The sequence below is a fragment of the Micromonospora sp. NPDC047620 genome, assembly GCF_043205005.1.
GTDB lineage: Bacteria > Actinomycetota > Actinomycetes > Mycobacteriales > Micromonosporaceae > Micromonospora.
On record NZ_JBIDDG010000007.1, the window covers coordinates 1 to 16,687 of the forward strand.

Below are 16,687 nucleotides of genomic sequence, written 5' to 3' on the forward strand. Positions count from 1 at the left end.
GCGGCGGTGGCGGGGCCGGCGATGGCGCCGCCGGTGAAGGCGAGGCCGGCAGCGGTCAGGGCGGCCTTACGGATCAGATCGGTACGCATGATGAAAGCACCTTTCGATCGGGGGTACGCGGCGCGCACGGGGGAACGGCGTGCCGCGAGAGGGGGATGTCAGAACGGATCGCTCCGGCGGCGGGGCCTGCTCGGGCGTCCGGGGTGTCTCAACGACCCGGGCCGGCGGTGCATTCCGCCGGTCGTTCGGGCCGCCGCGGCGCGGGGGAGTGCCGCGGGTATGCCATGTTCAACGACCCCGGCCGGCCGACGATTCCGCCGCCGGGGTGGTGCCGGCCACCGGACGGGCCGCACGCGATGGCGACATCGGGAGCATATCGGGCGGCGCGAACCGGGCATACGGCACACGCGGGCGCAGGTCGTCGGCGTCGCCGAACCGTCGTCGACAGCCGCCTGGCCGGACGTCGGGCGCACTTGGGGCCGCCGCGCCCGGCGGGTCCGCCACCATGCGGTTGGCGGGCCCGCCGGGGCGTGCGACGTCAGGCGGACGGGACGGGCGCCCCTTCGGGGCCGGGCTGGGTGGGGATCGCGGCCGGAGCCGGCTGCTCCGCCGGCCAGGGCACCTCCGGGTCGGGGTGGAAGGCGATGCCGGCGGTGGACCAGCGCGGGCCGTGCCCGGCCAGCCGGTCGCGGAACCCGGCCCAGTCGTGCGCCGTCCGCGGGGACCAGCCCAGCTCGGCGATCGCGGGCAGCCGGGGGAAGAACATGAACTCGACCTCGGCCCGCGAGGTGACCGACTCGGTCCACAGCGGCGCCTCCACCCCGAGCACCGCGTCGGCGGGGACGCCGGCCACGTGGGCGGCGGGATCCCAGTCGTACGCCCGGCGGACGTCGATCAGGCCCGCCCAGTCGTGCCCGATGGGGGTGTCGGGGGCGTACTTCATGTCGAGGTAGGCGTGGTTGCCGGGGGAGAGGATCAGCCGGGCGCCCCGGCGGACGGCGTCCGCGGTGACCGGGTCCTCGCCTGTCGTCCCCCACCACTGGAGCACCCGCCCGTCGGCGTGCCCGGCGGGCGCGATCTGGTGCCAGCCGACCACCGTCTTTCCGGTGTCGGCGACGATCCGCTGGACGCGCTCGACGAAGGCGGCGTACGCGTCGGGGAGCACCTTGAACGCCTCGTCACCGCCGATGTGCAGCCATGGCCCGGGGGTGAGCGCGGCGATCTCGCCGAGCACGTCGGCGACGAACTCGTACGTCCGCTCGCTGGCCGGGTCGACGTAGCTGAAGCCGACCTCGGTGCCGGTGTACGGCGGCGGCGCGACCCGGTCCGGCGCCAGCTCCCCGTACGCGGTCAGTGCCGCGTGGGTGTGCCCCGGCAGGTCGATCTCCGGCACCACGGTGATGTGCCGCTGCGCCGCGTAGGCCACGATCCGGCGGTAGTCGTCGCGCGTGTAGTGCCCGCCGGGGCCGTCGCCCACCTCGAACGCCCCGCCGACCGTGGCCAGCCGGGGCCACGAGTCGACCGCGATCCGCCAGCCCTGGTCGTCGGTGAGGTGCAGGTGCAGGTGGTTGAGCTTGTAGCGGGCCAGGTGGTCGATCACCCGGAGCACGTCCGGCACGCCGAAGAAGTGCCGGGCCACGTCGAGCATCGCCCCCCGGTAGGCGAACCGGGGGCGGTCGGTGATCGAGCCGCCCGGCAGCGCCCAGCGCTCGGCGACCGGCGTGGGGCTCTCGATCGCCGCCGGCAGGAGCTGCCGCAGCGTCTGCGCGCCGAAGAAGAGCCCGGCCGGGGTGACGGCCTCGATGCGTACCCCGTCGGGTGTCACGTCGAGCCGGTAGCCCTCCGCGCCGAGGTCGTCGGCGTCGACCAGCGTCAGCGCGATGCCGCCGGCCGGAACCGGCCGGGCGGCGTCGGCGACCGGCAGCGGGTAGCCGGTGGCCGGCCGGAGCAGGGCGGCGAGCTGCTCGCCGACGGCCCGGACGGCGTCGTCGGCGCTCACCCGGACGGCCGATTCGGCGGTGAGGACGAAGTCGGCGGCCGGGTCGGGCGCGACCAGCTCGGGGGCGGGCACCACGTCGCCCAGCCGGACCGGGGCGGGCGGGGCGAGCAGGTCGCCGGCGGTCCGGGCCGCCGCCCGGGCCAGCTCGGCGGCGGCGGGCGCGTGGGTCGGCAGGTCGAGGTGCCCGGGCGCCCGGTCGTCCGGCCCGGTGGCGGACGGGTCGAGCGGCTCCGAGGTGGTGGGAACGGATGGCACGGCGATGGCTCCCGGGGGTGTATTCGCGGCTGTTGTGGCAATGGTGAGGTTCACCGAAACGCGTGCCGTCAAGAGTACGAGCGAGAGGCCGGAGTTGCGTGATCGTGCGCGTGGAAGCGTTCCCGAAAGCCGGTACGAACGCGGATAGTCGTGATGGCTGTGCCTATTGTCACCGAACGGCCCCGGGTCACCCGATGTTCGCTTAGCCTTCGCCCACCAGCCGGCATGGCATCGGGATTACCGGTGGTCCGCCCCGGGGTATGGAGCAACTGAACCTTCGTTAAGTGTCGGACCGGCGCGCGTGGGAGGCTCTGGTGGCAGCGCAAGAGACGGTGGAACACAAGTACGTCTACGACTTCGCCGAGGGCAACAAGGACCTGAAGGACCTGCTCGGCGGCAAGGGGGCCAACCTGGCCGAGATGACCAACCTCGGCCTGCCAGTCCCGCCGGGCTTCACCATCACCACCGAGGCCTGCAAGGCGTACCTCGCCACCGGTGAGGAGCCCGACGGGCTGGCCGACCAGATCGCCGCGCACCTGGCGTCGCTGGAGCAGGCGATGGGCAAGCGCCTCGGCGACCCGCAGGACCCGCTGCTCGTCTCCGTCCGCTCCGGGGCCAAGTTCTCCATGCCGGGCATGATGGAGACCGTCCTCAACGTCGGCCTCAACGACCGCAGCGTGGTCGGGCTGAGCGCCCAGGCGGACGGGAACGACCGGTTCGCCTGGGACTCGTACCGCCGACTGATCCAGATGTTCGGCAAGACCGTCTGCGAGGTGCCGGGCGAGGAGTTCGAGCACGCGCTGGACGACGCCAAGCGTGCCAAGGGCACCCGGAACGACCTCGACCTCGACGCGGACGACCTGCGCGGGCTGGTCGACGCGTACAAGAGGATCTTCCTCAAGCACACCGGCCGGGAGTTCCCGCAGGAGCCTCGCGAGCAGCTCGACCTGGCCATCCGCGCGGTCTTCGAGTCGTGGAACGCCGAGCGCGCGGTGGTCTACCGGCGGCAGGAGCGGATCCCGGCCGACCTCGGCACCGCGGTCAACGTGGTGGCGATGGTCTTCGGCAACCTCGGCGCCGACTCCGGCACCGGCGTCGCGTTCACCCGCGACCCGGCCAGCGGCGCGCAGGGCATCTACGGCGACTACCTGGCCAACGCCCAGGGCGAGGACGTGGTCGCCGGCATCCGCAACACCGTGCCGTTGCAGGAGCTGGAGAAGCTCGACAAGAAGTCCTACGACGAGCTGCTCAGTTACATGGCCCGGCTGGAGGGCCACTACAAGGACCTCTGCGACATCGAGTTCACCATCGAGCGCGGCAAGCTCTGGATGCTCCAGACCCGGGTCGGCAAGCGCACCGCCGCGGCTGCCTTCGTCATCGCCGGGCAACTGGTCGACGAGGGCCTGATCGACCTCGACGAGGCGCTGCACCGGGTCAACGGCGCGCAGCTCGCCCAGCTGATGTTCCCGCGCTTCCAGCTCGACCACGAGTTCCAGCCGGTCGCCAAGGGCATCGGCGCCTCCCCGGGCGCGGCGGTGGGCAAGGTCGTCTTCACCTCCGCCCGCGCGGTCGAGCTGGCCGCCGAGGGAGAGGACGTGATCCTGGTCCGCCGGGAGACCAACCCCGACGACCTGAACGGCATGATCGCCGCCAAGGGCATCCTCACCTCGCGGGGCGGCAAGACCAGCCACGCCGCCGTGGTGGCCCGGGGCATGGGCAAGACCTGCGTCTCCGGCGCGGACGAGCTGGACATCAACATCCCGCAGCGGAAGTTCACGGTCGCCGGGCAGACCGTCACCGAGGGCGACGTCGTCAGCATCGACGGCACCACCGGCAAGGTCTACCTCGGCGAGGTGCCGGTCATGCCCTCCGAGGTGGTGCAGTACTTCGAGGGTGAACTCGACCCGGAACAGGCCGACGACGCGCTGGTCAAGGCCGTACACCGGATCATGTCGCACGCCGACGCCGCGCGCCGGCTGGCCGTCCGGACGAACGCCGACACCGCCGCGGACGCCGCCCGGGCCCGGCGCTTCGGTGCGCAGGGCATCGGGCTCTGCCGCACGGAGCACATGTTCCTCGGCGACCGGCGCGAGCTGGTCGAGCGACTGATCCTGGCCCGCGACGAGAAGGAGCGGGAGGCCGCGCTGGGCGCGCTGCTGCCGTTGCAGCGGGCCGACTTCGTGGAGATCTTCCGGGAGATGGACGGGCTGCCGGTCACCGTCCGGCTGATCGACCCGCCGTTGCACGAGTTCCTGCCTCCGCTGGAGCAGCTCGCGGTCAACGTGGCAGTCGCCCAGGAGCGCGGCGAGGACGTGGCCCAGGAGGAGGCGCTGCTCGCCGCCGTCCGCCGCATGCACGAGCAGAACCCGATGCTGGGCCTGCGCGGCGTACGCCTCGGCCTGGTCATCCCCGGCCTGTTCGCGATGCAGGTCCGGGCGATCGTGGAGGCCGCGGTCGAGTGCGCGAAGAGCGGCGTGACGCCGCGCCCGGAGATCATGGTGCCGCTGGTCGGGGCGGTGCAGGAGCTGGAGACGGTCCGCGCCGAGGCCGAGCGGATCATCGCCGAGGTGACCCGGGAGCAGCCGGTCGAGGTGCTGATCGGCACGATGATCGAGGTGCCCCGGGCGGCGCTGACCGCCGGCCAGATCGCCGAGGCGGCGCAGTTCTTCTCCTTCGGCACCAACGACCTGACCCAGATGGGCTGGGGCTTCTCCCGGGACGACGTGGAGGGCGCGTTCTTCTGGCGCTACCTGGAGTTGGGCATCTTCGGCATCTCGCCGTTCGAGTCGATCGACCGGGACGGCGTGGGCCGGCTGGTCCGGATCGCTGCGGAGGAGGGCCGGGCGGCCCGGCCGGAGCTGAAGCTCGGCGTCTGCGGCGAGCACGGCGGCGACCCGGACTCGGTGCACTTCTTCCACGAGGTGGGCCTGGACTACGTGTCCTGCTCGCCCTTCCGGGTGCCCGTCGCCCGGCTGGAGGCCGGCCGCGCCGCGGTGGAGACGGACGGCTCCGACAGCCGCTGACGCGGGGACGTTCGGCAGACCGGCGGCGGACCCGGGGGAGCGGATCCGCCGCCGCTGCCGTGCGGGCGCGACCGCATCGTCGGTCGACTCCCGCGTGGCTCAGATCGGCGGGCGGCGCCAGGTGTGGGGGGTGACGCGCCGGGGCAGGGTGCCCCTGGAGGTGCGGGCCGTGAGCGGGGAGTGCGCCTCCGGCATCGGCGTCACCCCGACCGGCCGGCGGGTGTCCAGCACCGAGCCGGTGCGCCGGGCCACCGCCCGGGCGTCGGCGTGCAACGCCTCCAGGTCGGCGGCGCCGTCGGCGACCAGCGTCAGCAGGGCGTTGCGCCCGGCCGGGTAGGTGACCACCGCGCCGGCCGCGGTGTGGAGCACCGATTCCCGGAACTCCCCGTGCCGCAGGGTGTCGGCCACCCGGTGGCCGAGGCCGAAACTCGCCGCCGCGAGCGCCGCCAGGTGCGTGGCGTCCGTCGCCGGCAGGTCGCTGGAGATCAGCAGGCCGTCGGTGCCGGCCAGCACCGTGCCCGCCACCTCGGGGCGGCGTAGGCGTAGCCCCTGCAACTCCGTTCCCATCATCGTGTCCGCGTTCACGGGTGTCACTCCCACCGTCGGGCCCTCAGTCTGGTCACGTTCCGCTCCGGGAACGCTACCGCCGGCCATGCCGGACCGAGGTCCCGTAACGGTCGGCGATCGGCCGACAACTCTCGTCTGAACGGAGGTTGCGGGCCCGTCCGGCACGCGCCAGCGGCGAGCCGTTCGGGCCGTCCGGGCGTAACCTGATCGGCATGAGCAGCGCCTGGGAGAGCCTGACCGTCGACGCCCGGGACCCGGCCCGGCTCGCCCGCTGGTGGGCCGAGGCACTGGGCTACCAGGTGGTGGCCGAGCAGCCGGACGGGGTGGAGATCCGCCGGTCCGCCGACCGGCTGCCGGGCATCACCTTCGTGCCCGTCGCCGACGACAAGGAGACCAAGAACCGGCTGCACATCGACCTGCGCCCCGACGACCAGGAGGCCGAGGTCGAGCGGTTGGTCGACATGGGGGCCCGGCACGTCGACATCGGCCAGGGCGACGTCGAGTGGACCGTGCTCGCCGACCCGGAGGGCAACGAGTTCTGCGTGCTGCGGCAGCGTGGGGACTGAGCGTCCGGGGCCGGACGACCCGGACACCGCCCGCCGGGTCGGCGAGCCGCCGAAGGACACCGGGTACGGGCGGTCGGCGTACGAGCGGGACCGGGCCCGGGTGCTGCACTCGGCGGCGTTCCGGCGGCTCGCCGCGAAGACCCAGGTGCACACGGCCGGCACCGACGACTTCCTGCGGACCCGGCTGACCCACTCGCTGGAGGTCGCGCAGATCGCCCGGGAGATGGGCGCCCGGCTGGGCTGCGACCCGGACGTGGTGGACACCGCCGGGCTCGCCCACGACCTCGGTCACCCGCCGTTCGGGCACAACGGCGAGGACGCGCTGGACGAGTTGGCCGCCGGCTGCGGCGGCTTCGAGGGCAACGCGCAGACGCTGCGGGTGCTGACCCGGCTGGAGGCCAAGGTGGTCGCCCCGGACGGCACGTCCGCCGGCCTCAACCTCACCCGCGCCTCGCTCGACGCGGTCAGCAAGTACCCGTGGCCCCGCCGCCCGGGCACCCGGAAGTTCGGGGCGTACGCCGACGACCTGCCCGTCTTCGCCTGGCTGCGGGCCGGCGCCCCGGCCGGCCCGCCCGCGTCCGGCGGCGGCGCTCGACCGGTCGGGGGCGACGCGACCGGCGCGCGGCGCTGCCTGGAGGCGCAGGTGATGGACTGGGCCGACGACGTGGCGTACTCGGTGCACGACGTCGAGGACGGCATCCACGGCGGGTACGTCGCGCTGGGCCCCCTGCTGGACGACCCCGACGAGCGGGCCGCGCTCTGCGCCGACGTCGCGGCCACCTACTCCGGCGAGTCCCCGGCCGACCTCGACGAGGTGCTGCGGGAACTGCTCGACGACCCCGTGCTCGCCCCGCTGGCCGGCTACGACGGCAGCCACCGCGCGCTGGCCGCGCTCAAGGCGACCACCAGCGTGCTGACCGGCCGGTTCGTCTCGACCGTCGTGGCGGCCACCGAGGAGCGGTACGGCCCCGGCCCGCACCGCCGGTACGCCGCCGACCTGGTGGTGCCCCGGCGGATCCGGGCGCGGTGCGCCCTGCTCAAGGGCATCGCACTGCGGTACGTGATGCGCCGCCCCGGCGCCGAGGGCCGCTACCAGCGGCAGCGGGAGGTGCTGGCCGACCTGGTGCACGTCCTGGCCGGCCGGGCGCCGGACGCGCTGGACCCGGTCTTCGCCCCGCTCTGGCGGGCCGCGCCGGACGACGCCGCCCGGCTCCGGGTGGTGATCGACCAGGTCGCCTCGCTGACCGATCCGGCGGCCGTGGCCTGGCACGCGCGGCTGGCGCCCGGCTCCGGGCGCGCTCGGGGTGCGGCCGGCGGAGGGGCGGGAATGGGCGACCCGACGTACTTAGGTTAGCCTAACCAGCATGACGGAGCGCCCGAAGAAGGTCACGTCCGCCCGGGTACTGCGCACCGAGCGGCCCACCCCCCACCTGATCCGGCTCGTGCTCGGCGGGGAGGAGTTGACCGGCCTGCCGGTGGGCGAGTTCACCGACCACTACATCAAGATCGTGTTCCCGGTGCCGGGGGTCGACCACCCGAGCCCGATGAACCTCGCCGCGATCCGCCGTGACCTGCCCAGGGAGCAGTGGCCCCGGCTGCGGGCGTACACGGTGCGGGCCTGGGACGCGCTGGCCGGGGAGCTGACCGTCGACATCGTGCACCACGGCGACGAGGGGCTCGCCGGGCCGTGGGCGGCCGCGCTGCGCCCCGGCGACCCGGTGCACTTCGTCGGCCCCGGCGGCGCGTACGCCCCGAGCCCGGACGCCGACTGGCACCTGCTGGTCGGCGACGAGAGCGCGCTGCCCGCGATCGCCGCCGCCCTGGAGCGGCTGCCGGCCGACGCCCCGGCCGTCGTGTTCGTCGAGGTCGCCGACCCGGCCGAGGAGCAGCGGCTGGCCAGCCCGGGCGCGGTGCGCCTGACCTGGCTGCACCGGGGCGGGCGCCCGGTCGGGGAAGCTCTGGTCGCGGCGGTCCGCGACCTGGAGTTCCCGCCCGGCGAGGTGCACGCCTTCGTCCACGGCGAGGCGACCTGCGTGAAGGAGCTGCGCCGTCTGCTCCGCGTCGAGCGTGGCGTCCCCCGCGACCGGCTCTCCATCTCCGGCTACTGGCGCCGTGGCATGGACGACGAGGGCTGGCGCGCCAGCAAGCCCGACTGGAACCGCCAGGTCGAGGCCGAGGAGTCCGCCGCCGTCCCCGCCTGAGTGGCCCTCCCGGGCACCCCGGGAGCGGGCGTTCGCCCGATATCGCCGTGTGTCGCCCCCGTGCCCAGCAGGATGGGCGGGGGGTGACCATGGGCGAGCAGGTGCGGGACCGGCCGCAGGCCGTGGGCCGGGTCGACCCGGTGGTGCTGGCGCTCAGCGTCGGCGGCGTGCTGGCAGTGGTGGCCTGGGGCGTGCTGGGCCGAAGGTCCCTGGCCGGCTTCGGCGAGTCCGGCCTGGGCTGGGTGATCAGCACCTTCGGCTGGTTCTTCGTGGTGGCCGCCGACGCCTTCCTGGTGCTCTCGGTGGTCATCGCCGCGACGAAGTTCGGCCGGATCCGGCTCGGCGCCGACGAGGACGAACCGGAGTTCAGCACCCTCGCCTGGGTCTCGATGATGTTCAGCACCGGCATGGGGATCGGCCTGGTCTTCTACGCCGTCGCCGAGCCGATCGAGCACTACGCCGCGCCGCCCCCGGCCAGCGGCGTCGCGCCGAACACCGGGGCGGCCGGGTCGGTGGCGATGCAGTACACGCTCTTCCACTGGACGCTGCACCCGTGGGCGATCTACGCGGTGGTGGCGCTCGCGCTGGCGTACTCGACGTTCCGCAAGGGGCGGGAGAACCGCATCTCGGCGGCCTTCCAGCCGCTGCTCGGCGCGCGGGTGGACGGCCCGGTGGGCCGGGCGATCGACCTGCTGGCCGTCTTCGCCACCGTCTTCGGCTCGGCCACCAGCCTCGGCCTCGGCGCCCTCCAGGTCGCCGCCGGGCTGGACCTGGTCACCCCCGTGCCGGACAGCACGGCCGTCGAGTTGGTGGTGATCGCCGCCCTCACCCTGGCCTTCGTCGTCTCCGCCTTCTCCGGCCTGCACAAGGGCATCAAGTGGCTGTCCACCACCAACGTGGTGCTCGCCGTCGCGCTGATGGTCTTCGTGTTCGTGGCCGGCCCGACCATCTACGCGCTGGAGGTGCTGCCCGCGTCGGTCGGCGACTACCTCAGCCACCTGATCACCATGTCCACCCGTACCGGCGCGTTCTCCGACCCGGCCTGGCTGGGCACCTGGACGATCTTCTACTGGGCGTGGTGGATCTCCTGGGCCCCGTTCGTCGGCATCTTCATCGCCCGGATATCCCGGGGCCGCACCGTCCGGCAGTTCGTCGTCGGCGTGCTGCTGGTGCCCAGCGGGGCCAGCGTGGTCTGGTTCGCGGTGATGGGCGGCAGCGCCCTGCGGGTGCAGGCCACCGGCACCCGGGACCTGGTCGCCGACGTCGGCGCGGGCACCGAGCGGGCGCTCTTCGGCCTGCTCGAGGCCCTGCCCCTGGCGGGCCTGACCACCCTGCTGGCGATGGTGCTGGTCGCGCTCTTCTTCGTCACCGGCGCCGACTCCGCCGCGCTGGTGCTCGGCTCGCTGACCTCCCGGGGCGCGTTGCGCCCGCACCGCGCGCTGGTCGTGGTCTGGGGCGTGCTGATCGGCGCGGTGGCCGCGGTGCTGCTGCTGGTCGGCGGGCTGGACGCGCTGCAACAGGCGACCATCCTGGTCGCGCTGCCGTTCGTGGTGGTCATGCTCGGCCTGGCCGTCGCGCTGGTCCGGGACATGGCCCTGGACCCGGCGGTCAACCCGCCGCCCCGGGCCCGCCGCTACGGCCTGGCCGCGGCGATCCGCGCCGCCCGGTCGTACGAGGAGGAGAACCCGCCGCCGGTGCAGCGCTACCTGCGGCGCCGGCCGCGGTGACCGGCGCGGCCCGCCCCGGGGTGACCGGTCGCGCCGGCGGAACCGCCGAGGTGGCGGCGGTGGTCGCCACGCCCGGTGTCCCCCGGCGGCGCGCCGCCGGTCGGGCAGGGCAGGATGTACGGCGAGGGGGTGGCGGACATGGCTGGGCGGATCCGGGACGAGGACATCGCGCTGGTCCGGGAGCGCAGCTCGATCGCCGACGTCATCTCGGAGACGGTGACCCTGAAGTCGGCCGGCGGCGGCAACCTCAAGGGGCTGTGCCCGTTCCACGACGAGAAGAGCCCCTCGTTCAACGTCTCGCCCGCCCGCAACGTCTGGTACTGCTTCGGCTGCGGCGCCGGCGGCGACGCGATCAAGTTCCTGATGGACGCGGAGCACCTCAGCTTCGTCGAGTCGGTGGAGCGGCTCGCCGCCCGGGCCGGGATCCAGCTGCGCTACGTCGAGGGCGACTCCGCCGCGCCGCGGCCGCGCCCGCAGCAGGGGCAGCGGCAGCGCCTCGTCGCCGCGCACGCCGCCGCCGTGGAGTTCTACCGCGCCCAGCTCACCACGGCCGGTGCGCGCCCGGCCCGGGAGTTCCTGGCCCGGCGCGGCTTCGACCGGGCCGCCGCCGAGCGCTACGGCTGCGGGTTCGCCCCGGACGCGTGGGACCTGCTCACCAAGCACCTGCGCCAGCAGGGCTTCACCCACGACGAGCTGGTCACCGGCGGGCTGTCCCGGCCGTCGCGCTCCGGCACGCTGATCGACCGGTTCCGGCGGCGGCTGATGTGGCCGATCCGCGACATCACCGGCGACGTCATCGGCTTCGGCGCCCGCAAGCTCTTCGAGGACGACGACGGCCCGAAGTACCTCAACACCCCCGAGACGCCGATCTACAAGAAGTCGCACGTTCTCTACGGCATCGACCAGGCCAAGCGGGAGATCGCCAAGCAGGGCAAGGTGGTCGTGGTCGAGGGCTACACCGACGTGATGGCCTGTCACCTGGCGGACGTCCCGACGGCGGTGGCGACCTGCGGCACGGCGTTCGGCGCGGACCACATCGGCGTGCTGCGCCGGGTGCTCTTCGACAGCGACGAACGAGCCGGCGAGGTCATCTTCACCTTCGACGGGGACGCCGCCGGCCAGAAGGCCGCGCTGCGGGCCTTCGAGGACGACCAGCGTTTCGTCGGGCGCACCTTCATCGCGGTCAGCCCCGACAACATGGACCCGTGCGACCTGCGCCTGGCCAAGGGCGACATGGCGGTCCGCGACCTGGTCGCCCGCCGCGAGCCGCTGGTCGACTTCGCGCTGCGGCACGTCATCAGCCGGTACGACCTCGACACCGTCGACGGTCGGGTGGAGGCGATGCGCCGGGCCGCGCCGCTGGTGGCCAAGATCAAGGACCGGGAGAAGCGCCCGGAGTACGTCCGCAAGCTCGCCGGCGACCTCGGCATGGAGATCGAGCCGGTGCAGCGGGCCGTGCTGGCCGCCGCGTCCGCCCCGCCCGGTCGGGACACCCCGCCGCCGGCCCGCCCCGCCCCGGCCGAGCCGGTCGTCGACAACCCGCAGTCGATGGTCGAGCGGGAGGCGCTGAAGCTCGCGCTCCAGGAGCCGGTGCTGGCCGGGCCGATGTTCGACGCGGTCGAGGCGTCGGAGTACCGCCACCCCGTGCACGTGGCGGTGCGGGCGGCCGTCGCGGCCGTCGGCGGGGCCGCCACGGCGACCGGCGGCGCGGTCTGGATCGAGTCCGTCCGCGACGCCTGCGAGGACCTCGCGGCCCGGGCGCTCGTCGGCGAGCTGGCCGTGGAGCCGCTGCGCATCGACGGCGAACCCGACCCGCGCTACGTCTCGGTCACGATCGCCCGGTTGCAGTGGGGCTCGGTGACCAGCCGGATCAGGGACCTGAAGTCCCGGATCCAGCGGATCAACCCGGTCAACAACAAGGACGAGTACTTCGCCGCCTTCGGCGAGCTGCTCTCGCTGGAGCAGCACGCCCGGGCATTGCGCGAGCAGGCCGCGGGAGGACTGTAGATGGGACTGTTCCGCCGCAGGCCGAAGCTGCCACCGGCCGCCCGGCCGCCGCTGGCCCCCGACGAGCGGGTGCTCGCCTGGGCCGCGGCCGGCAACGGCGAGGGCGACGGCGTGGTGGTAGCCAGCAACCTCGGGCTCTGGCTGCCCGGCCGGGCGCACCGGCTGGGCTGGCACGACATCCTCAAGGCGGTCTGGTCCGGCCGGGAACTCACCGTCACGCCGGCCGAGCGGATCGCCGAGCGCGACGGCTACCTGGTGGTGGCCGACTGCCCGGCCGAGACCTACCTGCTGCTCGACCCGGGCGAGCTGCCGCACCAGGTGCGGGAACGGGTCACCCGCTCGGTGGCGTACACCCGGCACCACCCGGTGCCCGGCGGTGCCGGCCGGGTCGCCGCGCGCCGGGCGCCGGGCGTGGACGGCCTCACCTGGACGGTCCGCCTCGACCCCGGCACCCCGGCGGACGACCCCGACGTGCTCGCCGAGACCGACCGCCTCGTCGCCGCCGCCCGCGCCGCCACCACCCCGGCGGACGCCTGACCGGCGCCGGTCACCCGCCCCGGTAGAAGCGGGCCGCCCCGGGGTGCAGCGGGATCGGGTCGGTGCCGGCGGCGCTCCGCCGGGTGAAGTTGCCGCCCTCCGGGTGCACGTCGACCAGGTCGGCCTGGTAGGTGAAGAGCAGCCGGGTCAGGTCGTACGCCAACTGGTCGGGCATGTCGGCGCCGACCAGGATCACGTTCGCCACCGTGACGGTCGGCGTGGCGCTCGTGGTGCCGTAGACCTCCTTCGGCAGCTCGGCGGTGGTGTAGACCGAGCCGTGCCGGGCGCCGAGCGGCTCGATGAGGTCGGCGATCGGCAGCAGCGCGAACGTCCCCGGGGCGCTGGAGAGCAGGTCGGCGATGCCCGGCGTGGGCAGGCCCCCGGAGAAGAACATCGCGTCGAGCGTGCCGGCCCGCATCCGCTTGACCGTCTCCGGCAGGGACAGCGTGGCCCGGCGGACGTCCCGGTCCGGGTCGAGGCCGGCCGCCGCCAGCAGGCGCCCGGCGATGATGTCGGTGCCGGACTTCGGTGAGCCGGTGGACACCCGCTTGCCGCGCAGCCCCGACAGGGCGGTGATCTTCGCGTCGGCCCGGACGATCACGTGGGTGTAGTTGCTGTAGACCCGGGCCAGCGCCCGGACGGGCTGGGGCTGGCCCTCGAAGGCCCCGCGCCCCTGCACCGCGTCCGCGGCCGTGTCGGCGAGGCTGAACGCGATCTCCATGTCGCCGCTGGCCAGCCGGTTGATGTTCTCCACCGACGCCCCGGTCGGCTCGGCCCGGGCCTCGTAGCCGGGCAGGTGGCGGCTGATCACGTCCGCGTAGCCGCCGCCGAGCTGATAGTAGACGCCGGTGGTGTTACCGGTGGCGAGGAAGATGCGACCGCCGTGCCAGGGCTCCGGCCCGGCCTCGGACGTGCCGCAGCCGGCGGCGAGCAGGGCCGCCAGCAGGGCCGCCAACAGCCGTCGGGGCCGTCCGGTCACGCCCGGACCGCCGGCTCCAGCGCCTCCGCCACCCGCTGGACCAGCATGGCGGTCTCGTAGCCGATCTGGCCCAGGTCGCAGCCGGGCGCGGCCAGCACCCCGACGAGCGCGCGCTCGCCCACCGCCATCACCAGCATCACCCCGCCGTCCATGTCGACGATCTGCTGGCGTACCCGGCCGGCGGACATCAGCCGCGCGGCGCCGACCGTCAGGCTGGCCAGGCCGCTGATCACGGCGGCGAGCTGGTCCACCTGGTCCGGCGCGAGATCGGGGGAGGCCGCCAGCCGCAGCCCGTCGCCGGAGACGGCGAGGGCGTGCGACACGTCCGGCACCTGCTCGGCGAAGTTGGCCAGCAGCCAGTCGAGGCCGGCGCTCGCGGATGGGGTCATGGGGTTCTCCTGGGGGGTGTCGTCTGCTGGGTACGTCGCGTCGCGGCGGCGACGCCCTCGGCGAGCGCGGACAGCCGGGAGCGCACCAGCTCGGGGTCGAGCAGGTCGTCCTTCGGCGGCGGCGCGGGGGCGTCGTGCAGTGCGGCCGGGAGTTGGCCGCCCCGGGTGCGGCGGGGCAGCCCGACCCCGGTGGTGGAGGCCGGCGCCGGGCCCGGCGGGGGCGGCGCGGGGACGGAGAGCGGCGGGGGCGGCGCGGCGGCGGGGCCGGCCGGCCGCGCCTTGAGCACCGGGAGCGCGACCGTCGGCGCGCGGTGGATGCCGGCCATGTCGGGCAGGGCGGCCGGGTCACCCGACTCGCCCGGCCGGGCGCCGGTCGACACGGGCGGGACGGCCCGGGTGGACGGTGGCCGGAACCAGGGGGCCGCGGCGGCGGGCTCCGGCGTCCGCCGTTGCGGGGCGGGCCGCGGGGCGACCGACTCGACCCGGGTCAGCGCCGACTCCGGGATGTCCACCTGCGCGACAGTGCCCGCGCCGGTGGCGTACAGGTGCACCCGCACGCCGTGCCGGGCCGCCAGGTGGGACACCACGTGCAGGCCCATGCTGCCGGCGGCGGCGCTGGAGAGCATCGCGGGGACGCGCAGCCGCTCGTTGATCGCGGCGAGCCGGCCGTCGCTGATCCCGATGCCCCGGTCGTGCACGCGCAGCGTGAGCCCGTCGACGGTGCGCCGGCCGTCGACGTGCACCGGCGCGTCCGGCGGCGAGTAGACGGTGGCGTTCTCCAGCAGCTCGGCGAGGAGGTGGACCAGGTTGCCGACGGCGTCGCCGTGCACCGCGGCGGTGGGCACGTCGACCTCCACCCGGGGATACTCCTCGATCTCCGAGGCGGCCGCCCGGATAACGTCGGCCAGCAGGTGGGCGCCCTCGTGCGCTCTGCCGGGCTCGCCGCCGGCGAGGACCAGCAGGTTCTCCCCGTTGCGCCGCATCCGGGCGGCGAGGTGGTCCAGCGCGAAGAGCCGGGCCAGGGCGTCGGGGTCGGTCTCCTCGCGTTCGAACTCGTCGAGCAGGCGCAGCTGCCGGGTGATCAGGGTGCGGATCCGCCGGGCCAGCGCCTCGACCATCCGGGTCACGTCCATCCGCAGCTCGGCCTGCTCGCCGGCCAGCCGCAGCGCGGCCCGGTTCACCGTGTCGAACGCCTGGGCGACCTGGGCGACCTCGTCCCGGCCCTGCCGGATGCCGGCCGTGAGCCGGGTGGCCGCGCCCTCGGTCTGCGTACCGTCGCCGGCCGCGATCGCGGTGATCCGCTCCGGCAGCTCGCGGTGGGCCATGGTGAGCGCCGCGACCCGCAGCCGGCGCAGCCGGCGGCTGGTGCGCACGGCGAGCAGCGCGGCGGCGGTCAGCGACGCCAGCGCGACGGCGGTGGTCGCGCCGCCGGTGACCAGGGCCCGCCGCCGCGCGTCCCGGGCCAGGCCGGCGGCCTGGCGGTCGAGTTCCTCGGACAGCTCCCGGCCGAGCAGGTTGTACCGGCGGATGGCGCCGCTCTGGGCCACGTACCAGGCGTCGCCGTCGGTCCGCAGCCCGCCCGGTTCGGTCTCCGCGTTGAGCGCGCTGTCCCGCATCCGCCGCGCCGTGGAGACGTCGGTGCCGGTCACCAGCCGGGCGTACGCGTCCGCCGACCGCCCGCCGGCGATCCGGGAGAACTCGGCCTGGCGCTGCTCCTGCGCGCCGCGCAACTGGCCGAGGCGGACCAGTTCCCCGTCCGCCAGCGCGCCCCGCACGAAGACGGTGCGGAGCAGGTCGCGTTCCAGGGCGGCGAGGTGTTCCTGGGCGGCCACCGCCGCCACCTCCCGGGCCCCGTTGGCCAGGTCCCGGTCGCGGACCTGTGCCGGCAGCGCGTCGGCGACGGCGAGCAGCGACTCGACCAGCGCCAGGTAGGTCGGGTCGGCGGTGGTGGCGTTGAGTGCGGCCTGGCGGGCCGGGGCGAGCTGGCCGAGCTGCGCGTCGGCGCCGTCGAGCACCTGGCCGAGGTCCGGGGCGGCCCGGCGGGCGTCCCGGCTGGCGCCGCGGTAACGCTCCACGGAGGTGTCGACCCGCCGCCGCTGCGCCTCGACGAGGGGACGGCCGGTCGAGCCGCCCCGCTGGCGCAGGGCCGCCGTCTCGCCGAGTTCCCGCTCCAGCTCGTGCACCAGGCGCACGGTGGCCGTCGCGGTGCCGGCGAGCACCCGGGCGCGGTCCGCGTCGGCGGAGGCGTCCAGCGCGGTGGCGGTCTGGGCGGTCCCCAGCACCACAAGACCGACCGTGGCCACCAGGATCGGCGCGAGCAGCTGGGTGCGTACCGACCACAGCCGGTCGGTGTGGTCGGTGGGCCGGTGCCGGCGCACGCGGGCGGGGTCGGGAAGCGACACTCGGGCCTTCCGGGGTGGGTCGGGAGGGTGCCGGG

Annotated in this window: 12 protein-coding genes; 7 read left to right on the plus strand and 5 right to left on the minus strand. The window is 74.9% G+C overall.

Annotated elements, in window-relative coordinates:
- Window positions 1–538 precede the first annotated feature (538 nt).
- Window positions 539–2,296, minus strand: a complete 1,758-nt coding sequence (locus ACGF5C_RS10070) for a beta-N-acetylhexosaminidase (RefSeq protein WP_393299814.1) — start codon at window positions 2,294–2,296, stop codon at window positions 539–541.
- Between the two features lie 272 nt (window positions 2,297–2,568).
- On the opposite strand from ACGF5C_RS10070, the gene ppdK reads away from it, so the two are divergent.
- The gene (gene ppdK / locus ACGF5C_RS10075; RefSeq protein ID WP_393299182.1) at window positions 2,569–5,277 is read left to right on the plus strand and encodes a pyruvate, phosphate dikinase; all 2,709 of its coding nucleotides are present in this window, start codon (window positions 2,569–2,571) and stop codon (window positions 5,275–5,277) included.
- Between the two features lie 99 nt (window positions 5,278–5,376).
- On the opposite strand, the gene ACGF5C_RS10080 is transcribed toward ppdK, so the two are convergent.
- Window positions 5,377–5,862: a roadblock/LC7 domain-containing protein gene (locus tag ACGF5C_RS10080; protein WP_393299185.1), complete on the minus strand. Its 486-nt coding sequence runs from the start codon at window positions 5,860–5,862 to the stop codon at window positions 5,377–5,379.
- 194 nt (window positions 5,863–6,056) lie between these two features.
- On the opposite strand from ACGF5C_RS10080, the gene ACGF5C_RS10085 reads away from it, so the two are divergent.
- From ACGF5C_RS10085 to ACGF5C_RS10110, 6 genes are all read left to right on the plus strand, one after another.
- Window positions 6,057–6,410: a VOC family protein gene (locus ACGF5C_RS10085; protein ID WP_393299188.1), complete on the plus strand. Its 354-nt coding sequence runs from the start codon at window positions 6,057–6,059 to the stop codon at window positions 6,408–6,410.
- Window positions 6,400–7,764, plus strand: coding sequence for a deoxyguanosinetriphosphate triphosphohydrolase family protein (locus ACGF5C_RS10090; RefSeq protein ID WP_393299191.1), 1,365 nt, complete (start codon window positions 6,400–6,402; stop codon window positions 7,762–7,764). The genes ACGF5C_RS10085 and ACGF5C_RS10090 overlap by 11 nt, the downstream gene beginning before the upstream one ends.
- Before the next feature lie 10 nt (window positions 7,765–7,774).
- Window positions 7,775–8,611, plus strand: coding sequence for a siderophore-interacting protein (locus tag ACGF5C_RS10095; protein WP_393299194.1), 837 nt, complete (start codon window positions 7,775–7,777; stop codon window positions 8,609–8,611).
- 89 nt (window positions 8,612–8,700) lie between these two features.
- Window positions 8,701–10,338 (plus strand): BCCT family transporter, encoded by a 1,638-nt coding sequence (locus ACGF5C_RS10100; protein ID WP_393299197.1) that lies wholly within the window; start codon window positions 8,701–8,703, stop codon window positions 10,336–10,338.
- A 114-nt stretch (window positions 10,339–10,452) separates the two neighbouring features.
- The gene (dnaG, locus tag ACGF5C_RS10105; protein WP_393299200.1) at window positions 10,453–12,345 is read left to right on the plus strand and encodes a DNA primase; all 1,893 of its coding nucleotides are present in this window, start codon (window positions 10,453–10,455) and stop codon (window positions 12,343–12,345) included.
- On the plus strand, window positions 12,346–12,882 hold the full coding sequence (locus ACGF5C_RS10110; RefSeq protein ID WP_393299203.1) for a hypothetical protein: 537 nt from the start codon (window positions 12,346–12,348) through the stop codon (window positions 12,880–12,882).
- Between the two features lie 10 nt (window positions 12,883–12,892).
- Here the strand turns inward: ACGF5C_RS10110 and ACGF5C_RS10115 are convergent, their stop codons facing one another.
- From ACGF5C_RS10115 to ACGF5C_RS10125, 3 genes are read right to left on the minus strand one after another with little or no spacing between them, the layout of a single operon-like run.
- Entirely contained in the window at window positions 12,893–13,861 is a 969-nt protein-coding gene (locus ACGF5C_RS10115) for a TAXI family TRAP transporter solute-binding subunit (protein ID WP_393299206.1), read from the minus strand.
- Window positions 13,858–14,250 carry a roadblock/LC7 domain-containing protein gene (locus ACGF5C_RS10120; RefSeq protein ID WP_393299209.1) on the minus strand — a complete coding sequence of 131 codons (393 nt, stop codon included), beginning with the start codon at window positions 14,248–14,250 and terminating at the stop codon, window positions 13,858–13,860. The genes ACGF5C_RS10115 and ACGF5C_RS10120 overlap by 4 nt, the downstream gene beginning before the upstream one ends.
- The gene (locus ACGF5C_RS10125) at window positions 14,247–16,652 is read right to left on the minus strand and encodes a nitrate- and nitrite sensing domain-containing protein (protein WP_393299212.1); all 2,406 of its coding nucleotides are present in this window, start codon (window positions 16,650–16,652) and stop codon (window positions 14,247–14,249) included. The genes ACGF5C_RS10120 and ACGF5C_RS10125 overlap by 4 nt, the downstream gene beginning before the upstream one ends.
- Window positions 16,653–16,687: the final 35 nt, after the last annotated feature.